We start from the raw sequence: 19844 nt of genomic DNA, 5'->3' as shown, positions 1-19844 counted from the left end.
GGAATTGCTTATGTTCGTATCGCGTGGTCTTGTGGTTGGGTTTACCGTAGCGCTGGCGGGAGTTCTGCTGGCAGGCTGCGGCACCCGGCTGAACAAGGCTCCTGTGGAAGATCGCGGAACATCTTCTAACCATGCGTCCAGCCCCAGCGTTCAGCCAGGTACTGTCGTCGCGACACCCATCAAGCCTCTGCCCGGTGCTGAAAATGCTGGAAAGCCCGGCTATTACACCGTCAAGCCCGGAGACACCCTGATTCGCATTGGCCTGGAAACAGGTCAGGGCTGGAAAGACATCGCCCGCTGGAACAATCTCGAGAACCCCAACCTGATCGAAGTCGGGCAGGTGCTTCGTGTCACATCCACCGTGCCTGCGCCGCCAAGTGCTGCGGCAGCCGCTGTTGCCGCGGATACCGGTGTCGTCACGCGCCCGGTGGCGTCTTCTTCGGTTGCGCCAGCCTCCGCTGCCAGCGCGGCAAGTGCCCCCAAGGCGCCGGTTTCTGCGCCCGCGTCCACCGCATCGGCGGCTTCGGCACCAGCCGCGGCGCCCGCTGCTTCGCCAGCCGCAGCGGGCGACGAAGATGTCGCTTTCATCTGGCCCGCTTCCGGCGCGCTATTGGCTGGGTTTGATGAGGTGCGAAACAAAGGCTATGACATCGCCGGCAAAGCCGGTGACCCTGTGCTGGCCGCAGCAGACGGACGTGTGGTGTACGCAGGCGCGGGTTTGCGTGGTTATGGCAACCTGATCATCCTCAAGCACAACAACACGTTTTTGACGGCCTACGCCCACAACCAGGCTTTGCTGGTCAAGGAAGATCAAACGGTACGGCGTGGCCAAAAAATTGCTGAGATGGGCAATACCGACGCGGACCGTGTCAAGTTGCATTTCGAAATACGTCGCCAGGGCAAGCCGGTGGATCCGGCTCGTTACCTGGCTGCGCGCTGAGCGTGGTCAAGGCCAAGTCAGTCAAAGGGGCGCAAGCCCCTTTGAACGTTTTGGAGGGTGTGGCCGTCGACTTGGGGTCTGGCGTGGAGGGTTCCCAACCGGTCAACTCCTCTGAGCTGATGCCCAGCCTGGATGAGTCGCTGGATGCCGAGTTGGTGGAAGGCACTCAGGGCGAGAGCGAGATTCGGTCTGTGCCGATTGGCGCAGCGTTGCATAGTGAGCGCATCGATCGCGCTTTGGCTGAACTGGTTCCAGAGTTTTCCCGCAGCTACCTGCAGCAGTTGCTGGGGCAGGGGCTGGTGGCGCTCAATGGCAAGCCGATATCCAAGTCCGCGTTCAAGGTCAAGGCGGGTGACGTGGTGGCATTGGAGATGCGGCCCACGTTGCAGAGTCAAGCGTTCCGACCCGAGCAGATTCTCATTGATGTGGTGTATGAGGATGAACACTTGCTGGTGGTGAATAAGCCGGCGGGTCTTGTGGTGCATCCTGCTCCCGGTAACTGGAGCGGAACACTGCTCAACGCGCTGTTGGGGCGCGATGCCCGTGCAGCTCTGGTGCCTCGTGCTGGAATCGTGCACAGGTTGGACAAGGACACCAGCGGCCTGATGGTGGTAGCGCGAGATCGGTCTACCATGGACGCCCTGGTCAGCATGATTGCCGCGCGGGAAGTCAGTCGCAAATATCTGGCCTTGGCGCACAAGCCGTGGACTGGCCCGGCCATGCGAACGGTGGCTGCGCCCATTGGCCGCGATCCGCGTAATCGACTGCGCATGGCGGTGGTGGATTTGGCGGTCCATGCAGGCAAGGCGGCGCGCACCGATATTCGCTTGCTGGAGTCGGCCGACTCAGGGTGTTGGGTCGAATGCACGTTGCACACGGGGCGCACCCATCAGATTCGCGTCCACATGGCTTCCATAGGGCATCCTCTGGTGGCTGATGCGCTTTACGGTGGGTCGCTGGTGGGAAAAATGGGTCGACAAGCGCTGCACGCGTACCGGCTAGCGTTTCAGCACCCCGTGACTGGACAGCAACTGGTCTTGCATGCTCCTTTGCCCGCCGACATGCGGGAGGCAATGGCAGATTGGGGTCTGAGCTACAATCCTTCCACTGGGTCGTGAGATCCATGTAGTGCCCGAAGACGGTATCCCGCCGGGCTGAGTGTCGTTGTACCGACCGCGCGCTTCCAGCGCTCCCAACCAATCTCTGCCATCCGTAAGTCGCCGTAACAGGCGTGCTTCTTTCCCGGAATCGCTGAACCATGAATACGGTGGATGCCAAGCGGGTCCTTGAGACAGCCTTGATTTGTGCGCCTCAGCCGGTGCCCCTGCGTGAGTTGAGGGTGCTCTTCAATGACGCGCTGGGGTCGGATACTCTGAAGATGTTGCTGCAGGACCTGCAGCGAGACTGGTCGCAGCGGGGCGTGGAATTGGTGCAGGTGGCTACCGGTTGGCGCTTTCAGAGCCGTCCCGAAATGCGTGAATACCTGGATCGACTCCATCCTGAGAAGCCTCCCCGGTACTCTCGGGCGACTCTCGAAACCCTGGCCATCATTGCTTATCGGCAGCCTGTGACGCGTGGCGACATCGAAGACATACGGGGCGTGACCGTCAACAGCCTGATCATCAAGCAGTTGGAGGATCGTGGCTGGGTGGAGGTGATCGGCCATCGGGAAACAGTCGGCCGTCCAGCACTGTTTGCGACCACGCGGCAGTTTTTGGATGATCTGGGTTTGGCCTCGCTGGACCAGTTGCCGGTACTGGATGATCCCACGTCCAATCCTCATCTGCTGGACACCTTGGCTTCGGCGCGTGGGGGGGGCGATGTTGCTGACCCCCTTGCGTCGGAAGGTGCCGCAGAGAATCCATCGGAGCAGGTTGCGCCGATGGGTAACGATTTATTTGATATGGCGGTGGAACAACCCCGCAATGACGATGTAGATGCCGACCACGGCGTTACAGGAAGCTCCCATGAATGATTCCCCCCAGGTGACGGCAGAAGGCTCGCAGCCAGATTCCACCTCGACCGTTGATGAAGCGGCTGTATCCGTGCCGAAAGCACGGACCCCGCGCAAGCGTTCAAGCAGCAAGGCCGACTCGTCTGTGGCTGATCATGGAAGTGCAATTGCCGAGGCGGTCGCAGAGCATGCGTCCGAAACCCAGGAACCGACCGTTTCTGGTACTGCCGAAGCATCTGTAACTCCAACGTCGCCCAAGCCTCGCCATGCTCGCTCTGGACAAGGCAAGACTCCGCAGGGCTATCAGTTCGCTGACGTTGTATCCGGGCGCTTTGACAGTGACGAGGGGGCTGATGCTGAGGCCTTGCCTGTCAAACGGGTGTTGCAGCCGCAGGTCGAAACGCCCAAGCTGCACAAGGTTCTGGCGCAAGCGGGTCTTGGTTCTCGCCTTGAAATGGAGCAACTCATCCTGGAAGGGCGTATCTCCGTCAACAACGAGCCAGCGCACATAGGGCAACGCATCCAGTTTGGCGACCAGGTCAAAGTCAATGGGAAGCCTATTCGTTATCGCATCGATCCCCCGCCACCGCGTGTGATCGCCTATCACAAGCCGGTTGGCGAGGTGGTGACGCATGATGACCCTCAGAACCGACCCACTGTGTTCCGCAAGTTGCCGCGTCTGCAACACGGCAAATGGCAGTCGGTAGGCCGGCTCGACCTCAACACAGAAGGGCTGCTTTTGTTCACCAGCTCTGGCGAGTTGGCAAACAAGCTGATGCATCCGCGCTTTGGCCTGGAACGTGAGTACGCGGTCCGGGTGTTGGGTGCGTTGAGCAACGAAGAGAAGCAACGCCTTTTGGAGGGCGTTCGCCTGGACGATGGCATGGCTGCGTTTGGGTCCATTGAAGATGGCGGTGGAGAGGGCTCCAACTGCTGGTATCGCGTCACGATCTCTGAGGGGCGTAATCGTGAAGTGCGTCGGATGATGGAGGCTGTCGGTCATGCAGTGAGCCGTCTGATTCGCATTCGATACGGGGCCATGATGCTGCCGCGTGGGCTCAAACGTGGGGCTTGGCTTGAGCTTGACGATGCCGACATCCGTTCCCTGTTGAAGGCAGCGGGTGGTTCGCAGCATGCGGACGGAGCTGATCATCAAGGCGGCTCAGCTGCTGCTCGCAGGTCTGGCCCTCCGCCTTTGGGGCGCAGTGGTGGAGTTGCTGCGGGGCGGGGGCGTCGCGCCCCAGGCGGTCCCGCCGGTTCGCAGGGGGCGGCCCGTGGGCGCCGTGGTGAAAGTGCTGGGTCGGCAGGCGATCGATCCCGCGCTGGCGCGCAGCCCGATCCTATGAAAACATCTGTGGGATACATCGGCTCCGACAGTCTTTCTCGTTATCGACAAGCGCAGAAATCAACAGGCGGCGGTCGCCGAGGCCGCAGTCGCTAGTCTATTTGCGCAGCACGGTTAGAATCGAGGGTTTTGTCCGCTGGACAAAAGAACTTCAGTAACATCCATTCAGGAAAAATACCATGGCCATCGAACGTACTCTCTCCATCATCAAGCCCGACGCAGTTGCTAAGAACGTGATCGGTCAGATCTACGCCCGTTTTGAAGCCGCTGGCCTCAAGGTGGTAGCCGCTCGCATGGCTCACCTGTCCCGCTTGGAAGCCGAGCAGTTCTATGCTGTGCACAAGGAACGTCCTTTCTTCAAGGATCTGGTGGATTTCATGATCTCCGGTCCTGTGATGATCCAGGCGCTGGAAGGTGAAAACGCCATCCTGAAAAACCGTGAGCTGATGGGCGCAACGGATCCCAAGAAGGCAGAACCAGGCACGATCCGCGCTGACTTTGCTGACAGCATCGATGCAAACGCTGTGCACGGCTCTGACGCCCCTGAAACCGCACAAGCCGAAGTGGCATTCTTCTTCCCTGGCTTGAACATCTACTCCCGCTGAGATGGCGGTCCCCATGCCTGATCCCACTTCAGTGGGGTTTTCACGCCATGGGGACAGCTGCGAGCGGTCTCGCGCAAGGCTGCCGCAATGACCACTAATCTTCTAGAGTTTGACCTGGACGCATTGATCGCCTTTTGCGAGCGGCTGGGTGAAAAACGTTTCCGCGCAACGCAGCTTTTCCGCTGGATTCACCAGCGCGGCGCCAAGGATTTTGGTGCCATGAGTGATTTGGCGAAGTCACTGAGGGAAAAGCTCCAGGGCTGCGCCCGTATTGAGGCGCTGCCAGTTATCAGCGAACACGTCTCTGCAGACGGCACCATCAAGTGGCTTTTTGATGTGGGTGACGGCAATGCGGTGGAGTCTGTGTTCATTCCAGAAGATGATCGTGGCACCTTGTGTGTTTCTTCGCAGGCGGGCTGTGCCGTCGGCTGCCGTTTTTGCTCGACGGGTCACCAGGGATTCAGTCGTAATCTGACTTCCGGTGAAATCATTGCCCAGCTGTGGTTTGCAGAGCACGCGCTGCGTACTCGGTTGCAGACGTCTGAGCGAGTGATCTCCAATGTGGTGATGATGGGCATGGGCGAGCCTTTGCAGAACTACGCAGCGTTGGTGCCTGCTCTTCGCATCATGCTGGATGATCATGGTTACGGCCTTTCCCGTCGCCGGGTTACGGTTTCTACGTCCGGTGTAGTGCCGATGATGGATCGCCTTGCACAAGATTGCCCTGTGGCACTGGCTGTATCGCTTCATGCACCGAGTGATGCGCTGCGTGACAACCTCGTTCCGCTCAACCGCAAATACCCCATTCACGAGTTGCTGGATGCGTGCAACCGGTATCTGGAGCACGCTCCTCGCGACTTCATTACTTTTGAGTACTGCATGCTGGACGGAGTCAATGACCAGCCCGAGCACGCGCAGCAACTCATTGACCTGGTGCAGCCAACACGTGGCCCAGGTGTTCGGTGCAAATTCAACCTGATTCCATTCAACCCGTTTCCTGCGTCCGGCCTTCTTCGCTCACCCCAGCATCGAGTGCTGGCATTTGCCAAATTGCTTAGCGATGCAGGTATCGTCACCACCGTGCGCAAGACACGCGGGGACGATATCGACGCTGCTTGCGGGCAATTGGCCGGCGACGTCAAAGACAGGACGCGTGCGGCAGAGCGTATGGCTAAGCAACGCACCATTGTGCTGAAGCCGATCACTTGAGTTGCAAATATAAATAGGGGGCTGTATGGCGAGACTGTTGGGGCGAGGTGATATCTTTTTCCGCAAGGCGCTGGTATCGCTGGGCGTAGCTGGTGCCGGGCTCTTCATCCAGGGCTGTGCCACTGACGGTGGGGTTCAAACCAGCAGTGCCGACGCCGGTATCGTGACGCCATCCGATGAAACGGATGTTCGGCGTAGGGCTCGAATCCGTCTTGAACTGGCAGCGAAGTATTTTGAAAATGGCCAGACCACGGTTGCGCTGGACGAAGTCAAACAGTCGCTCGCTACAGACCCGTCCTATGCAGACGCCTACAACATGCGTGGGCTCATTTACATGCGTCTTAACGACCTTGCCCAGGCAGAGGATAGTTTTCGCAGGGCTGTCTCGATGCGATCAGGCGACGCCAATCTTCTGCACAACTACGGTTGGCTTTTATGCCAAATGAAGAGATATCTCGATGCTGAGCAGCAGTTTGATAAGGCCTTGGCCAACCCTGCTTACATGGCTCGTGGCAAGACGTTGATGGCGCGAGGGCTCTGCCAGTCCGCTGCTGGAAAGTATGACGAGGCTGAGCAGTCGCTGTTGAAGTCCTACCAGTTGGATGCCGGCAATCCAGTGGTCAGTTATCACTTGGCCTCGTTGTTGTTTCGCCGTAACGAGTTCACCCGGGCGCAGTTTTACATCCGCCGCCTCAACAACGGCGCGCTAGCGAACTCTGAGTCATTGTGGTTGGGGATCAAAGTGGAGAAAGCACTTGGCGATAACGTGGCGTTGCTTCAGTTGGCGGACCAGTTGCGCAAGCGGTTTCCCGATTCTGCGGAATTGAGCGCTTATCAGCGTGGAGCTTTCAATGAGTGATTCTGTGGTTGAGTCCAAGTTGAGTGCGGACGGCGTTGACGCCCTGCAAACCACGGCTGGAGATATTCTCAAAAATGCTCGCCAATCGGCGGGTATTCACATCGAGGCCCTGGCCGTCGCGTTGAAGGTGCCAGTGAGCAAGTTGGAGGCGCTAGAGTCCAACAATTTCGATCTGCTCTCAGACACTGTTTTTTTGCGAGCTTTGGCGTCCAGTGTGTGTCGTACCCTCAAATTGGATCCCGCCTCCGTTTTATCGTTGCTGCCACAGTCTCAAGCTCCCCGATTGATTCCTGAGCGAACGGATATCAATACTCCAGTCAAGACAGCGGGCAAGACATTCGTCACCACTAAAAGCTCACGGCATTCTTCTTGGTTGACAGCCAGTGTTCTATTGCTTCTGGCTGGCGCCGCCGCAGTTTTTTATTGGCCAGCTGGGTATCAGCCTTGGGATGCATGGCGCACGAAGCAGATTCCAGCCGTTGCCGTTCCCGCTGCCCCCGAACCCGTTCCTCCTGATGCAGCTACTGTGTCTGTGTTGCCTACTTCGCCATCTGCAACGACAGTAAGTGAATCGGTGTCTGTGGGTATTCAGATGAGCGCCTCGCAACCAAGTTCCTCTGTTGCGCAGGCTGCAGCACCAGTCACACTCCAGCCCGCTGATCCAGCGGTTGCGCCCGAGTCTGTCAATGTGCCTTTGATGGTGCGTACACGAGGTGAATCCTGGGTTCAAGTTCGTGATGCTTCTGGGCGTGTTGTGTTTGAAAAGAAAATGGTCCAAGGCGATTCGGCGCCAGTGTCTGGCGTTTTGCCGTTCAGCGTAGTGGTCGGTCGCGCCGATGTGACCGATGTGTATGTGCGAGGAAAGCTCTTCGAGTTGAACTCGGTGTCTCGCGAGAATGTGGCTCGATTTGAGGTGAAACAGTGACTAGCCTATTCAGTGCTCAGGGCCCCATTCCGTTGTCTGCTCCATCTTTGCGTAAATCCCGGCAAGCGCGCGTCGTTTGGGGGGACCGTGTGGTGACGGTGGGTGGCGGATCGATGGTGCGCGTTCAGTCCATGACCAACACGGATACGGTAGACGTGATTGGGACAGCCATTCAGGTGAAGGAGCTCGCACAGGCGGGGTCAGAGTTCGTTCGTATTACCGTGAATACTCCAGAGGCAGCAGCGGCGGTTCCCTATATTCGTGAACAGCTCGACCGCATGGGGGAAAACGTCCCGCTGGTAGGAGACTTCCACTACAACGGCCACAAGCTTCTCACAGATTTTCCGGCATGTGCCGAAGCACTGTCCAAGTACCGGATCAATCCAGGTAACGTGGGCAAAGGTGAAAAGCGGGATCGTCAGTTTGGTCAGATGATCGAGGCCGCCATGCGGTGGAATAAGCCGGTGCGCATTGGCGTGAACTGGGGGAGTCTTGATCAGGAGTTGCTTGCCCACTTGATGGATGTGAACAGCCGCAGAAGTCAGCCTTGGGATGCCCGGCAGGTCATGTACGAGGCTTTGATTTCTTCCGCGATTGACTCCGCGCTCAGAGCTGAGGAAATGGGTATGGATGGTAATCAGATCATCCTCTCCTGCAAAGTCAGCGGAGTTCAAGACCTGATCGGTGTGTACCGGGAGTTGGCTCGCAGGTGCGACTATGCCTTGCATCTTGGACTGACGGAAGCTGGCATGGGTACCAAGGGAACAGTGGCTTCGACCGCAGCCCTTTCCATTCTGCTGCAAGAGGGGATCGGAGACACGATTCGTGTTTCACTCACCCCTCAGCCAGGAGAGTCTCGTAACCAGGAAGTCGTGGTCGCGTCTGAAATACTGCAGGCGCTTGGATTGCGTGTCTTTGTGCCGAGTGTCACTGCATGTCCCGGTTGTGGACGCACAACCAGCACCACGTTCCAAGAACTTGCCAAGCAAATCGATGACTTTTTGCGTGCGCAAATGCCAGTGTGGCGAGTTCAGTATCCAGGGGTTGAAGGATTGCGCGTTGCCGTGATGGGCTGCATCGTGAATGGGCCCGGAGAAAGCAAGCATGCCGATATTGGTATCAGCTTGCCGGGTACCGGTGAAGCGCCAGCAGCCCCTGTTTTCATTGATGGAGAAAAGGCTCTTACTTTGCGTGGCGAGAACATCGCTGCGGAGTTCCGGGACATTGTTGAAAGGTATGTCGCGCGTCGGTTTGGAGGCAACTCGCCGACAGATGCCGATGCGCGGTGAGCCTTAATCCACCCTCATTCAATCAACATAGAAAAGCATCGACGTGAGTACTGAAAAGGTTGCAGCGGCACCGAAGAGTGGAAAAGTGACGTCCGTTAAAGGGATGAACGATATTCTTCCGCCAGATTCCGCTCGTTGGGAGTGGCTGGAAAGTGTGGTTCGTTCTTTGATGGACCGTTATGCCTATCGAAATATTCGAACACCCATTGTCGAACCCACTGCACTCTTTGTGCGTGGTTTGGGTGAAGTCACTGATATCGTCGAAAAAGAGATGTACTCCTTTGAGGATCGACTCAACGGAGAGCATTTGAGTCTGCGGCCGGAGGCCACTGCCGGAGTGGTCAGGGCGGTTTCTGAGAACTCTCTGCTGTATGACGGTGGCAAACGTCTGTACTACATGGGACCGATGTTTCGCCATGAAAGGCCACAGCGCGGACGTTATCGCCAGTTCCACCAGATTGGTGCAGAGGCCTTGGGCTTCCCTGGAGCTGAGATTGACGCAGAGTTGATCCTGTTGGCCAATGCGCTCTGGCATGAACTCGGGTTGCAGAACGTGCGGCTGGAGTTGAATAGTCTGGGGCAGCCGCATGAACGTCAGGCGCATCGGGTGGCGTTGATTTCTTACCTGGAGCAGCACAGCGCGCTATTGGATGACGAAGCACGCCGTCGTTTGCACAGCAATCCCTTGCGCATTCTGGATACCAAGAATCCCGCTATGCAAGATGTAGTGAACGCTGCACCACGGCTGATCGATTTTCTCGGTGCCGAGTCGCTCACTCACTTTGAAACGGTAACTGCCATACTGGATGCCAATGAGATTGCTTGGACGTTGAACCCAAGGCTCGTTCGGGGCATGGACTATTACAACCTGACCGTATTTGAGTTCGTTACCGATCAGCTTGGATCGCAGGGGACGATATGCGGGGGGGGGCGTTACGACTATCTGATGGAGCAAGTCGGAGCCAAGGCCGCACCCGCTGTGGGTTGGGCATTGGGTGTGGAGCGGGTGCTTGAGTTGCTCAAAGAGCAAGGCAAGGTTCTGGTTGCCCCTGCTTGTGATGTGTACGCCATCATTCCAAATGCGGCTTCATTGCCTGCAGCGATCAAGGCTATTGAGGCAATGCGTGCTGCGGGCACAAGCGTGCAGATGCACGCTTGTGCTGCGTCAGGTGCTGGCATGGGTAGCATGAAATCCCAGTTCAAGCGTGCTGACAGTAGTGGGGCGGCCTACGCCGTTGTGTTTGGCGAGGATGAAATGGCCCGTGGGGTTGTTTCGGTCAAATCCCTTCGTGACGGATCTGGGGCTCAGGTCGAGCAGGCCTTGAACGATGTCTCCTCTTGGGCTCCCAACCTACAATCGCGCGCAACCAACTGAACTGACGTAAAGCTTCATGGCAAACCACTTAGATCTAGAAGAACAAGAGCAGCTTGACCAACTCAAGCATTTTTGGAACACATGGGGTACCCCAATCACGGCAGTATTGCTGGTAGTCATGGGTGGCCTCGCAGCTTGGAACGGATACCAGTATTGGCAAAATCGCCAGGCTTCGCAGGCCGCTGCTCTTCTGGATGCAGTGGAGGTGGCCGTGCAGGCGCGAGATCAAGCGCGAGTTGAACTCGCTTTTGGGGATCTCAAGAGCAAGTACGCTGGTACGCCGCAGGCAGATATGGGGGCTTTTGCGTCAGCGAAGGCGATGCAGGATTCTGGGAATCTTGATGCCGCCAAGTCGGCGTTGGCTTGGGTGGCAGAACACTCCTCGGATGCTGGATACAAGGCCATTGCTAAGCTCCGTCTTTCCGCCATCTTGCTCGAGCAAAAAGACTACGCCTCTGCCTTGCAGCAATTGCAAGGCAATTTCCCGGCGGAGTTTGAGGGCGTCGTTGCCGATCGCAAGGGAGACCTGCTGGTTCTATTGGATCGCCGAGCCGACGCCATCGCAGAATACAAGATTGCATTTAAAACGCTAGATGAAACAATTGAGTACAGGCGCCTGGTTGAGATCAAGTTGAATGCACTCGGCGTTGATCCCTTGGGTGGCTCTTCTACTGCGTCTACCTCGCAGGAGCTTAAAAAATGAAAATTGCCGCTTCCGTAACCTCAGCTGGCCCTATCCGGGTGCGCGCTTGCGTTTTTCCTGTGTTGTTCGCTGCCTTGTTGAGCGGCTGTTCCTTGTGGGGCGGGAGCAAAGTGAAGCTGCCTGAATTGGGGGAAAACGTTCCTTTGCTGGGAGTTAGGCAAGCTTGGTCCGCGAAGGTGGGGGGGGGCGGTGCCAAACCGTTGGATGTGCGCGTTCAGGAGCATCTTGTCACTATTGCAGCTGCGGATGGCAGCGTGGCTGCGCTTGATGCACGTACAGGTGGCGATTTGTGGCGTACCAATGTCGGAGAGCCGTTATCTGCGGGGGTTGGTACCGACGGCAGATATGCCGTCGTGGTTTCGCATGCGAATGCCCTTGTCCTGCTGGATCAGGGGAAAGAGGTGTGGCGTCAGACGCTGCCCTCGCAGGTGTTTACGGCACCTTTGATTGCGGGTGGCCGAGTCTTCGTGCTGGCTGCCGATCGTTCTGTATCCGCTTTTGACTTGGCTACCGGCAAAAAGCTTTGGTCTCAGGCAAGAACCGGTGGAGATGCGCTGGTACTTAAGCAAAGTGGTGTGATCTTGGCTGTGGGCGACACGTTAGTCGTTGGCGCTGCTGGGCGTATGGTTGGACACAACCCTGACACAGGCTCTATCCGTTGGGAGGTGCCCCTTGCTAGTCCACGCGGCGTCAATGACGTGGAGCGCTTGGTCGAGTTGGTCGGTCGAGTCAGCCGTGTGGGTGACTCCGTTTGTGCGCGAGCTTTTCAGGCGGCGGTTGGATGTGTGAACATTACCAGGGATCGGGCCAGTGTCTCTTGGACTCAGTCAGCCAATGGCTCTGAAGGTTTGCACGGTGATGCCGAAACTGTTTATGGAACTGAGAGCAACGGCAACGTCCTTGCCTGGCGGCGTAGTGATGGTGCCCGTGTCTGGTCTTCGGATCGACTCAAGTTGCGCAAGTTGACTTCACCTTTGCTGCTGGGACGATCCGTCGTTGTCGGCGATGGCGAAGGTTGGGTTCACTTTTTGTCGCGTACCGATGGAGCACCTCTCAATCGAGTCAGCACAGACTCGTCGGGGATTGCTGCAGCTCCTGTAGTGGCTGCTGACACACTGGTTGTCATTACGCGTAATGGCGGCGTTTTCGGCTTCCGCCCCGAATGATAGGTTCTGTTTAATGAAGCCAGTTATCGCCCTCGTGGGGCGTCCCAATGTTGGAAAGTCCACGCTTTTCAATCGCTTGACCAAATCTCGCGACGCCATCGTTGCTGATTTTGCTGGATTGACGCGGGATCGTCATTACGGTAACGGAAGACAAGGGAGACACGAATACATTGTTGTGGATACGGGTGGATTTGAGCCCGACGCCTCCGCTGGTATTTACCGCGAAATGGCAAAGCAAACTCAGCAGGCAGTTGCAGAGTCTGACGTCGTCTTTTTTGTGGTGGATGCCCGTGCTGGAGTGTCGGCGCAAGACCATGACATTGCCAAATACCTGCGTCGTTTGAGCAAGCCATGCATTCTCATTGCCAACAAAGCTGAAGGCATGGTGGAAGGCGTTCAACTTGCTGAGTTTTATGAGCTAGGGCTTGGCGCCGTCGTACCTGTTTCGGCAGCGCATGGTCAAGGCATCAGGGGGCTGGTGGATGCGGCTTTTGCGTTGCTGGAGATCCCTGAACCAGATGAAGAAGATGGAGCACAAGAATCCTCGGATGTCATCAAGCTCGCGGTCGCAGGTCGACCAAATGTGGGCAAGTCCACACTCATTAATACTTGGCTCGGCGAGGAGCGTCTTGTCGCTTTCGATATGCCTGGCACGACGCGAGATGCCATTTCCGTACCTTTCGAAAGGAATGGCCAGAAGTTCGAGCTGATTGACACTGCTGGCTTACGTCGCAAAGGTCGCGTATTCGAAGCCATCGAAAAATTCTCAGTAGTCAAAACTTTGCAGGCGATTGAGTCGTCGGATGTGGTGTTGTTGCTTCTGGATGCGACCCAAGGTGTGACAGACCAAGACGCGCACATTGCTGGGTATGTACTGGAGAGTGGTCGGGCTGTCGTGATTGCTGTCAACAAATGGGATGCCGTGGACGATTACCAGCGTCAGCTGCTGGAGCGTTCCATTGAGTCACGTTTGTCATTTCTGAAATTTGCTTCACTGCATTTCATTTCAGCGAAAAAAAGGCAAGGTCTTGGTCCTCTGTGGGCGTCTATTGCCCAAGCGTACAAGGCAGCCAATTGCAAGATGCCGACTCCGGTACTCACACGATTGCTGTTGGAAGCCGTTCAGTTCCAAAGTCCGCAACGCGCTGGGATGTTTCGACCAAAGCTGCGTTATGCCCACCAGGGTGGAATGAATCCCCCAGTGATCGTCATCCATGGCAATTCGCTGGAGCACGTAACAGCCGCCTACAAACGGTTTCTTGAAGGCCGTTTCCGCAAGGAGTTCGACTTGGTGGGTACACCGCTTCGAATCGAGATGAAGACTTCTCACAATCCGTTCAAGGAGGGAGAAGGGGCGTGATGTTGGGACACATTGCCGGTTGTCCCCATGATTGTTCTGGATGTGTCTTGCCATTTGTTTCTAAGGGCTAAGCACGGTTCTCCCGTTGGCAGTCAGTTGGTGTGGTAAGGTGCGGTTTTACAACAACATTTTGAACACGGAGCATATCGTGAGCAATAAAGGCCAACTTCTCCAAGATCCGTTCCTGAACGCACTGCGTCGTGAGCACGTCCCAGTTTCCATCTATCTGGTTAACGGAATCAAACTGCAAGGACAGATTGAATCTTTTGATCAGTATGTGGTCTTGCTGCGCAATACAGTGACCCAGATGGTTTACAAACACGCTATATCGACCATTGTCCCTGGTCGTGCCGTCAGCTTCTCGACTGCCGACTCCGCTGAGTCTGACGCTGTTGCCTGAGTCTGACATCGCAACTATTTGGTTCCGTCGTACGCGTATGGCATGGTCTTCAACTGACATGCCGAGGTTGAATGCATGAAGCCCCAGTCAGCACCGTCCGTTATCTTGGTTGGTGTAGATCTGGGGCTTCCCCATTTCGACGCCGAGTTGGAAGAGCTTGGTTTGCTTGCCCAAACGGCGGGTCTCCAGCCTGTGGCTCGTATCACCTGCAAGCGCAAAGCCCCGGACGCGGCACTGTTTGTGGGAAGCGGAAAGGCCGATGAAATTCGCTCGCTCGCGCAAATGCATGGCGCTGTCGAGGTGCTTTTTGATCAAGCCTTGAGTCCTGCACAGCAGCGTAATCTCGAACGCTATTTGGAGTTGCCGGTCAACGACCGCACGCTGCTGATTCTGGAAATATTTGCTCAGCGTGCCAGAAGCCATGAAGGCAAACTGCAAGTGGAATTGGCCAAATTACAGTACCTGAGTACCCGGCTAGTGCGTAGATGGTCGCACCTTGAGCGTCAGCGTGGTGGTATCGGGACGCGAGGCGGGCCAGGCGAGACTCAGATCGAGCTAGATCGGCGGATGATTGGGGATGCAATCAAGCGCACCAAAGAGCGATTGCAGAAAGTGAAGCGCCAACGGAATACTCAGCGCAGGCAACGCGAGCGGCGCGAGGCTTTCACTATCTCTTTGGTGGGCTATACGAACGCAGGGAAGTCAACGCTATTTAACGCCTTGGTCAAAGCTCGTGCGTATGCTGCAGATCAGTTGTTTGCAACGCTAGATACGACCACTCGGCAGTTGTATCTGTCTGAGGCTCAGCGTTCTGTGTCTCTGTCTGATACTGTGGGATTCATTCGTGACCTGCCTCACGGATTGGTTGATGCATTTCAGGCGACCTTGCAAGAGGCTGTAGATGCAGATCTTCTGCTGCATGTCGTCGATGGATCTAATCCAGCCTATCCAGAACAAATCGAGCAGGTGCAGCGCGTGCTTGCTGAAATCGGCGCAGATCATATTCCGCAACTACTCGTTTTTAACAAAATGGATGCGTTGGATGAGTCATTGCGTCCGACCGCTGAGAGTGATTCCTACGAGTTGGCCGGACGTGAGCATCGTCGTGTATTCGTCAGTGCTTTGACGGGATCTGGTTTGGGCGTATTGCGCTCTGTGTTGGGTGAAATTGTGGCCAAAGAAAGCGATCAGATGTCCCCAGCGTCTACCGTTGAATTGACTTAATGGTCAGGTCGGTTCGGCACAATGCCGTATGAAACGATATCTACAGAGATCAAGAGATTTTGCGCATGAATTTTCAAAATCATAGCTCACGCTTTGCATCGTTGCGTACTTTCGCACAAGGAATGTTCAATCTGAACGATCCGCGATGGGGGCGTGGCGAGGATAAAGGCGACGATGCCCATCGACCTGAGGATAGGGGCAGTGCAGGCCCAGAGCGCAGGCCTGGTCCTGGTGGCCCTGGTCAGTCTTCCGATTTGGATGAACTCTGGCGTGATTTGAACCGCCGGTTGTCTGGATTCTTCGGAGGCAGCTCGGGGGGGGGGCCTAAAGGGGGTGGGCAGCCGGACATGCGCAGTGCAGGCATTGGCTTGGCGCTACTGGGAGGTGTTGCATTTGCCGTCTGGATGGGTTCTGGCTTCTTCATCGTGAAGGAAGGGCAGCAAGCTGTGATTACTCAGTTTGGTAAATACAAGACGACAGTGGGCGCAGGTTTCAATTGGCGCTTGCCCTATCCGATTGAGCGTCACGAATTGGTTTTTGTGACGCAGATTCGGTCCGCGGACGTGGGGAGGGACGCTATTGTCAAGAGCACCGGGCTGCGAGAGTCTGCGATGCTGACCGAAGACGAGAACATTGTTGAAATCAAATTTGCGGTGCAATACCGTTTGAATGATGCCCGCGCTTGGTTGTTTGAGAGCAAAAACCCGTCCGATGCTGTTGTACAGGCGGCAGAGACTGCGGTTCGTGAGGTTGTCGGGAAAATGCGAATGGATACGGCTTTGGCGGAGGAGCGCGATCAAATAGCCCCTCGTGTTCGCCAACTGATGCAGACAATCCTGGACCGTTATGGCGTCGGAGTGGAAGTGGTAGGTATTAATTTGCAGCAAGGGGGAGTTCGCCCGCCAGAGCAAGTGCAGGCATCGTTTGATGACGTGCTCAAGGCCGGGCAGGAGCGTGAAAGGGCAAAGAATGAAGCCCAAGCCTATGCGAATGATGTAGTTCCCAGGGCTGTTGGTGCGGCATCCCGCTTGGCTGAGGAGTCTGCCGCCTACAAAGCCAAGATTGTCGCTCAGGCACAAGGTGACGCTCAGCGTTTTGCCTCCGTCTTAGCGGAGTACCAGAAGGCGCCTCAGGTGACCCGTGATCGAATGTATATCGATGCCATGCAGCAGATATATGGAAATGTCACCAAGGTGATCATCGAGTCGCGTCAAGGCTCTAATTTGCTTTACATGCCTTTGGACAAGTTGATGCAGAGCACTGGCAACGCAGCTGGTTCCAGTTCGCTGGAGATACCTCCGAGTTCAGCCGTGACTCCATCAACTGTCCCCAGTACCGCAGTCCCGCTCGAAACGAGAGCTCGAGACAGTGGTCGCACTCGCGAGCGTGAAGTTCGTTAGGAGAAACTTGTGAACCGTATCGGATTTTTGGCTACTACATGTTTGGTAGTGCTGGCGCTCATGAGCTCCATGTTCTTCGTAGTGGATCAGCGTCAGTTTGGTGTGGTGTACGCGCTTGGGCAAATCAAGGAGGTGATTACCGAGCCTGGTTTGAACTTCAAGCTGCCTCCCCCTTTTCAAAATGTTTCATACATTGATAAACGGCTTCTCACTTTGGATAGCAAGGACACTGAGCCCATGCTGACGGCCGAGAAGCAGCGCGTTGTCATTGATTGGTATGTGCGGTGGCGAATTTCTGAGCCTGCGCAGTACATTCGAAACGTGGGTTTGGACGAGGAGGCAGGCGCAGCGCAGCTCAATAGGGTTGTCCGCAATGCTTTTCAGGAAGAAATCAACAAACGTACCGTCAAGGAATTGCTTTCCCTCAAGCGTGAAGCCGTGATGGAAGACGTAAAACGCGAAGTTCTGGGGGCGGTTCGTGGCGCTAAGCCTTGGGGTGTTGATGTCGTTGATGTACGCATCACCCGGGTGGACTACGTTGAGGCAATCACAGAATCTGTTTACCGACGTATGGAGGCGGAGCGTAAGCGAGTTGCGAATGAACTTCGATCAACAGGGGCTGCTGAAGGTGAAAAGATCCGTGCGGATGCTGATCGTCAGCGAGAAGTGGCCATTGCCAACGCTACCCGTGACGCACAGAGAGTGAAGGGTGAAGGCGATGCAGAGGCAGCGCGTATCTACGCGGAGGCCTTTGGGCGAGATCCTCAATTTGCGCACTTTTATCGCAGTCTAGAAGCTTACAAAGCGACGTTGAGCAAGAAGTCGGACGTGATGGTTGTGGATCCATCAGGCTCTGAGTTCTTTAAAGTTCTACGAGACGGTCAGGCTTCCAATCTGTCTTCATCGCGTCGTTGAAGCTAAATTAGAGTGAGTTCGGTAGCAATTGCTTGCTGCCGAGCCTGTACTCCAGGGAGGCGAACAGAGGAAAGCTCGATGGCTCGGTGCTATCAGCCGGTAGAATCACGGTTTTAACAGCCTCCACCGATTTAAATGTCTGCTTGGATCCTGCCGGATCATATTGCCGATGTTCTGCCCTCAGAGGCTCGACACATCGAAGAGTTGCGTCGAGCCTTTCTCGATACAGCGCGCAGCTATGGCTATGAGTTGGTTATTCCCCCCCTGCTAGAGCACCTGGATTCATTGCTGACCGGATCCGGTGAAGCGTTAGATCTGCAGACGTTCAAGCTGGTGGATCAGTTGTCTGGGCGCTCCATGGGGCTGCGTGCAGACACCACTCAGCAGGTAGCCAGAATTGATGCGCATCTTCTGAATCGCCAGGGTGTGACGCGCTTGTGTTACTGCGGTCCTGTGCTGCACGCGAAGCCTGAAAAGCCTCATGCAACTCGGGAGCCCCTTCAATTTGGTAGCGAAATCTATGGCCACTCAGGGTTGGAGGCGGATGTTGAGATTTTGACGTTGGCCAGGCAGTGTCTTGAAGCTGCAGGTGTTACCGATTTCACCACCGATGTGGCGGATGTACGCATAGTTCGTCGACTATTAGATGGCGTCGAGGTAGCACCAGCGTTGCTGCGTGATTTGCATGGAGCATTGGCTCGCAAAGATGGCGCTGAGATCGGCCGACTTACTCGTGCTTTCCCGGAAAGCCAGCGTGAAGGTTTAAGAGCCTTGCCTCACCTGTTCGGCGATATCGAGGTGCTGAAGGAGGCCGAACAGACTCTTGGTCTGGTACCTGGTATCTCTGGTTTGCTCGGTGAGTTGAAACGTTTTGCGTCCATGCTGAATGCTCCACGTCTCTCTTTTGATCTAGCGGATCTGCGTGGGTACTCGTATTACAGCGGCATTCGCTTCGCTATGTTTGTGCCAGGTGGCAGCGATGCGTTAGTGCGTGGCGGAAGATACGATGAGGTAGGTTCTGTTTTTGGTAGGAATAGGCCCGCCGTAGGCTTCAGCCTGGACGTTAAGCAAATTGCATGTGTAACTCCGGACAGAGACCTTCGTGCCGCCATTAGAGCCCCTTGGTTGGAGAGTGCTGCTGCGAATGACGCTATAGCCGCATTGCGCAGGCGCGGAGAAACCGTGGTGTGCGTTCTTCCCGGGTGTGAGAGCAAAGTGGATGAATTCAACTGTGACCGAGAGCTTGTTGAAGTTTCCGGGCAATGGATAGTTCGCGCAATAAAACCAACTGAAATTTGAATTGGGTTTGAGATGAAAGCAACCAAAGGTCGTAACGTCGTTGTCGTTGGAACTCAGTGGGGTGATGAAGGCAAAGGAAAGCTGGTCGATTGGCTCACGGAAAGTGCCCAAGGTGTAGTGCGTTTTCAAGGTGGGCACAACGCTGGTCATACTTTGGTGATTAACGGCGTGAAGACAGCACTCCACCTTATCCCCAGCGGTATCATGCGCCCAGGGGTGAAGTGCTACATCGGCAATGGTGTGGTGCTCTCCGCCTCAAAGTTATTTGAAGAGATCGAAGGCCTTGAACGAGCAGGTGTGGAAGTGCGTTCGCGTCTTCGCATTAGTGAAGCTTGCCCTTTGATTCTTCCTTTTCATGCAGCTTTGGACGTTGCTCGTGAGGCGGCCAGAGAGCAGGGCGGTATTGAAAAAATTGGCACAACGGGTCGAGGTATCGGTCCTGCCTATGAAGACAAAATTGCTAGGCGAGCTCTTCGTGTGCAGGATTTGAAGCATCCCGAACGATTTGCATCGAAGCTTAAGGAATTGCTAGCTTTGCACAACCACGTGTTAACTACCTACCTTGGGTCGGCACGTTTCACGTTCGGAGAGGCTCTGGCTCCTTACTTGAAAGATGGAGAAGTTCAGTTCGATGTGGTGTACGCAGAGGCTATGCGCCATGCAGAAATGCTCCGCCCCATGATGGCTGATGTTTCTCGTGAACTGAATGAAGCGCATGGCGAGGGATGCAATCTCCTATTTGAAGGAGCTCAGGGTACTTTGCTGGATGTGGACCATGGAACATACCCCTATGTGACATCTAGCAACTGTGTTGCTGGAAATGCTGCTGCGGGAGCCGGCGTAGGTCCCAGCATGCTTCACTATGTTCTGGGTATC

General features: G+C 55.8%; 19 protein-coding genes (1 of these 19 running past the window's edge). All 19 read left to right on the top strand.

Annotated elements, in window-relative coordinates; translation table 11 throughout:
* Positions 1–10: 10 nt before the first annotated feature.
* Positions 11–940 carry a peptidoglycan DD-metalloendopeptidase family protein gene (locus BDD18_RS04375; RefSeq protein WP_142081595.1) on the top strand — a complete coding sequence of 310 codons (930 nt, stop codon included), beginning with the start codon at positions 11–13 and terminating at the stop codon, positions 938–940.
* 119 nt (positions 941–1059) lie between these two features.
* Entirely contained in the window at positions 1060–2058 is a 999-nt protein-coding gene (locus BDD18_RS04370) for an RluA family pseudouridine synthase (RefSeq protein WP_142082515.1), read from the top strand.
* A gap of 140 nt (positions 2059–2198) precedes the next feature.
* Positions 2199–2915, top strand: coding sequence for an SMC-Scp complex subunit ScpB (gene scpB / locus BDD18_RS04365; protein WP_142081593.1), 717 nt, complete (start codon positions 2199–2201; stop codon positions 2913–2915).
* The gene (locus BDD18_RS04360) at positions 2908–4335 is read left to right on the top strand and encodes a pseudouridine synthase (protein ID WP_142081591.1); all 1428 of its coding nucleotides are present in this window, start codon (positions 2908–2910) and stop codon (positions 4333–4335) included. The genes scpB and BDD18_RS04360 overlap by 8 nt, the downstream gene beginning before the upstream one ends.
* An 83-nt stretch (positions 4336–4418) precedes the next feature.
* Positions 4419–4844, top strand: coding sequence for a nucleoside-diphosphate kinase (ndk, locus tag BDD18_RS04355; protein ID WP_044399970.1), 426 nt, complete (start codon positions 4419–4421; stop codon positions 4842–4844).
* 87 nt (positions 4845–4931) lie between these two features.
* Complete coding sequence (gene rlmN / locus BDD18_RS04350) at positions 4932–6053, top strand: dual-specificity RNA methyltransferase RlmN (protein ID WP_142081590.1); 1122 nt, start codon at positions 4932–4934, stop codon at positions 6051–6053.
* A 25-nt stretch (positions 6054–6078) separates the two neighbouring features.
* Entirely contained in the window at positions 6079–6912 is an 834-nt protein-coding gene (gene pilW / locus BDD18_RS04345) for a type IV pilus biogenesis/stability protein PilW (RefSeq protein WP_142081588.1), read from the top strand.
* The gene (locus tag BDD18_RS04340; protein ID WP_142081586.1) at positions 6905–7837 is read left to right on the top strand and encodes a helix-turn-helix domain-containing protein; all 933 of its coding nucleotides are present in this window, start codon (positions 6905–6907) and stop codon (positions 7835–7837) included. The genes pilW and BDD18_RS04340 overlap by 8 nt, the downstream gene beginning before the upstream one ends.
* Positions 7834–9126 carry a flavodoxin-dependent (E)-4-hydroxy-3-methylbut-2-enyl-diphosphate synthase gene (gene ispG / locus BDD18_RS04335; protein WP_142081585.1) on the top strand — a complete coding sequence of 431 codons (1293 nt, stop codon included), beginning with the start codon at positions 7834–7836 and terminating at the stop codon, positions 9124–9126. Before BDD18_RS04340 ends, ispG begins: the two co-directional genes overlap by 4 nt.
* A gap of 103 nt (positions 9127–9229) precedes the next feature.
* A complete protein-coding gene (hisS, locus tag BDD18_RS04330; RefSeq protein ID WP_244939024.1) occupies positions 9230–10501 on the top strand; it encodes a histidine--tRNA ligase in 1272 nt (423 codons plus the stop codon).
* Between the two features lie 16 nt (positions 10502–10517).
* Positions 10518–11204: a YfgM family protein gene (locus tag BDD18_RS04325; RefSeq protein WP_066784600.1), complete on the top strand. Its 687-nt coding sequence runs from the start codon at positions 10518–10520 to the stop codon at positions 11202–11204.
* A complete protein-coding gene (gene bamB, locus BDD18_RS04320; protein WP_142081581.1) occupies positions 11201–12370 on the top strand; it encodes an outer membrane protein assembly factor BamB in 1170 nt (389 codons plus the stop codon). Before BDD18_RS04325 ends, bamB begins: the two co-directional genes overlap by 4 nt.
* 13 nt (positions 12371–12383) lie before the next feature.
* A complete protein-coding gene (gene der, locus BDD18_RS04315; RefSeq protein WP_066784597.1) occupies positions 12384–13730 on the top strand; it encodes a ribosome biogenesis GTPase Der in 1347 nt (448 codons plus the stop codon).
* A gap of 148 nt (positions 13731–13878) precedes the next feature.
* Complete coding sequence (gene hfq / locus BDD18_RS04310) at positions 13879–14130, top strand: RNA chaperone Hfq (protein WP_082759041.1); 252 nt, start codon at positions 13879–13881, stop codon at positions 14128–14130.
* 75 nt (positions 14131–14205) lie between these two features.
* Positions 14206–15354 (top strand): GTPase HflX, encoded by a 1149-nt coding sequence (gene hflX / locus BDD18_RS04305; protein ID WP_142081579.1) that lies wholly within the window; start codon positions 14206–14208, stop codon positions 15352–15354.
* 65 nt (positions 15355–15419) lie between these two features.
* A complete protein-coding gene (gene hflK, locus BDD18_RS04300) occupies positions 15420–16754 on the top strand; it encodes an FtsH protease activity modulator HflK (RefSeq protein ID WP_142081578.1) in 1335 nt (444 codons plus the stop codon).
* A gap of 9 nt (positions 16755–16763) precedes the next feature.
* Positions 16764–17669 (top strand): protease modulator HflC, encoded by a 906-nt coding sequence (gene hflC / locus BDD18_RS04295; RefSeq protein WP_044400000.1) that lies wholly within the window; start codon positions 16764–16766, stop codon positions 17667–17669.
* Positions 17670–17804: 135 nt separating this feature from the next.
* Complete coding sequence (locus tag BDD18_RS04290) at positions 17805–18968, top strand: ATP phosphoribosyltransferase regulatory subunit (protein ID WP_066695359.1); 1164 nt, start codon at positions 17805–17807, stop codon at positions 18966–18968.
* A gap of 12 nt (positions 18969–18980) precedes the next feature.
* On the top strand, positions 18981–19844 hold the 5' portion of the coding sequence (locus BDD18_RS04285; protein ID WP_066695361.1) for an adenylosuccinate synthase. It continues 513 nt past the right edge of the window; the window shows 864 of its 1377 coding nt (coding positions 1–864); it begins with the start codon at positions 18981–18983; its stop codon lies off the right edge, out of view.

This window comes from Acidovorax temperans (assembly GCF_006716905.1).
Classification (GTDB): Bacteria; Pseudomonadota; Gammaproteobacteria; order Burkholderiales; family Burkholderiaceae_C; genus Acidovorax; species Acidovorax temperans.
The sequence above is the reverse complement of the archived record's forward strand: the minus strand, read 5'-3'. Positions and strand labels throughout refer to the sequence as shown.

What these genes read in the sequence shown, in the direction of transcription:
- scpB (WP_142081593.1), top strand. Translation starts at nt 2,199, where the DNA reads ATGAATACGGTGGATGCCAAGCGGGTCCTTGAGACAGCCTTGATTTGT.
- BDD18_RS04290 (WP_066695359.1), top strand. Translation starts at nt 17,805, where the DNA reads ATGTCTGCTTGGATCCTGCCGGATCATATTGCCGATGTTCTGCCCTCA.
- BDD18_RS04325 (WP_066784600.1), top strand. Translation starts at nt 10,518, where the DNA reads ATGGCAAACCACTTAGATCTAGAAGAACAAGAGCAGCTTGACCAACTC.
- BDD18_RS04375 (WP_142081595.1), top strand. Translation starts at nt 11, where the DNA reads ATGTTCGTATCGCGTGGTCTTGTGGTTGGGTTTACCGTAGCGCTGGCG.
- BDD18_RS04360 (WP_142081591.1), top strand. Translation starts at nt 2,908, where the DNA reads ATGAATGATTCCCCCCAGGTGACGGCAGAAGGCTCGCAGCCAGATTCC.
- rlmN (WP_142081590.1), top strand. Translation starts at nt 4,932, where the DNA reads ATGACCACTAATCTTCTAGAGTTTGACCTGGACGCATTGATCGCCTTT.
- der (WP_066784597.1), top strand. Translation starts at nt 12,384, where the DNA reads ATGAAGCCAGTTATCGCCCTCGTGGGGCGTCCCAATGTTGGAAAGTCC.
- pilW (WP_142081588.1), top strand. Translation starts at nt 6,079, where the DNA reads ATGGCGAGACTGTTGGGGCGAGGTGATATCTTTTTCCGCAAGGCGCTG.
- hflX (WP_142081579.1), top strand. Translation starts at nt 14,206, where the DNA reads ATGAAGCCCCAGTCAGCACCGTCCGTTATCTTGGTTGGTGTAGATCTG.
- ndk (WP_044399970.1), top strand. Translation starts at nt 4,419, where the DNA reads ATGGCCATCGAACGTACTCTCTCCATCATCAAGCCCGACGCAGTTGCT.
- hflK (WP_142081578.1), top strand. Translation starts at nt 15,420, where the DNA reads ATGAATTTTCAAAATCATAGCTCACGCTTTGCATCGTTGCGTACTTTC.
- BDD18_RS04370 (WP_142082515.1), top strand. Translation starts at nt 1,060, where the DNA reads ATGCCCAGCCTGGATGAGTCGCTGGATGCCGAGTTGGTGGAAGGCACT.
- bamB (WP_142081581.1), top strand. Translation starts at nt 11,201, where the DNA reads ATGAAAATTGCCGCTTCCGTAACCTCAGCTGGCCCTATCCGGGTGCGC.
- BDD18_RS04340 (WP_142081586.1), top strand. Translation starts at nt 6,905, where the DNA reads ATGAGTGATTCTGTGGTTGAGTCCAAGTTGAGTGCGGACGGCGTTGAC.
- hisS (WP_244939024.1), top strand. Translation starts at nt 9,230, where the DNA reads ATGAACGATATTCTTCCGCCAGATTCCGCTCGTTGGGAGTGGCTGGAA.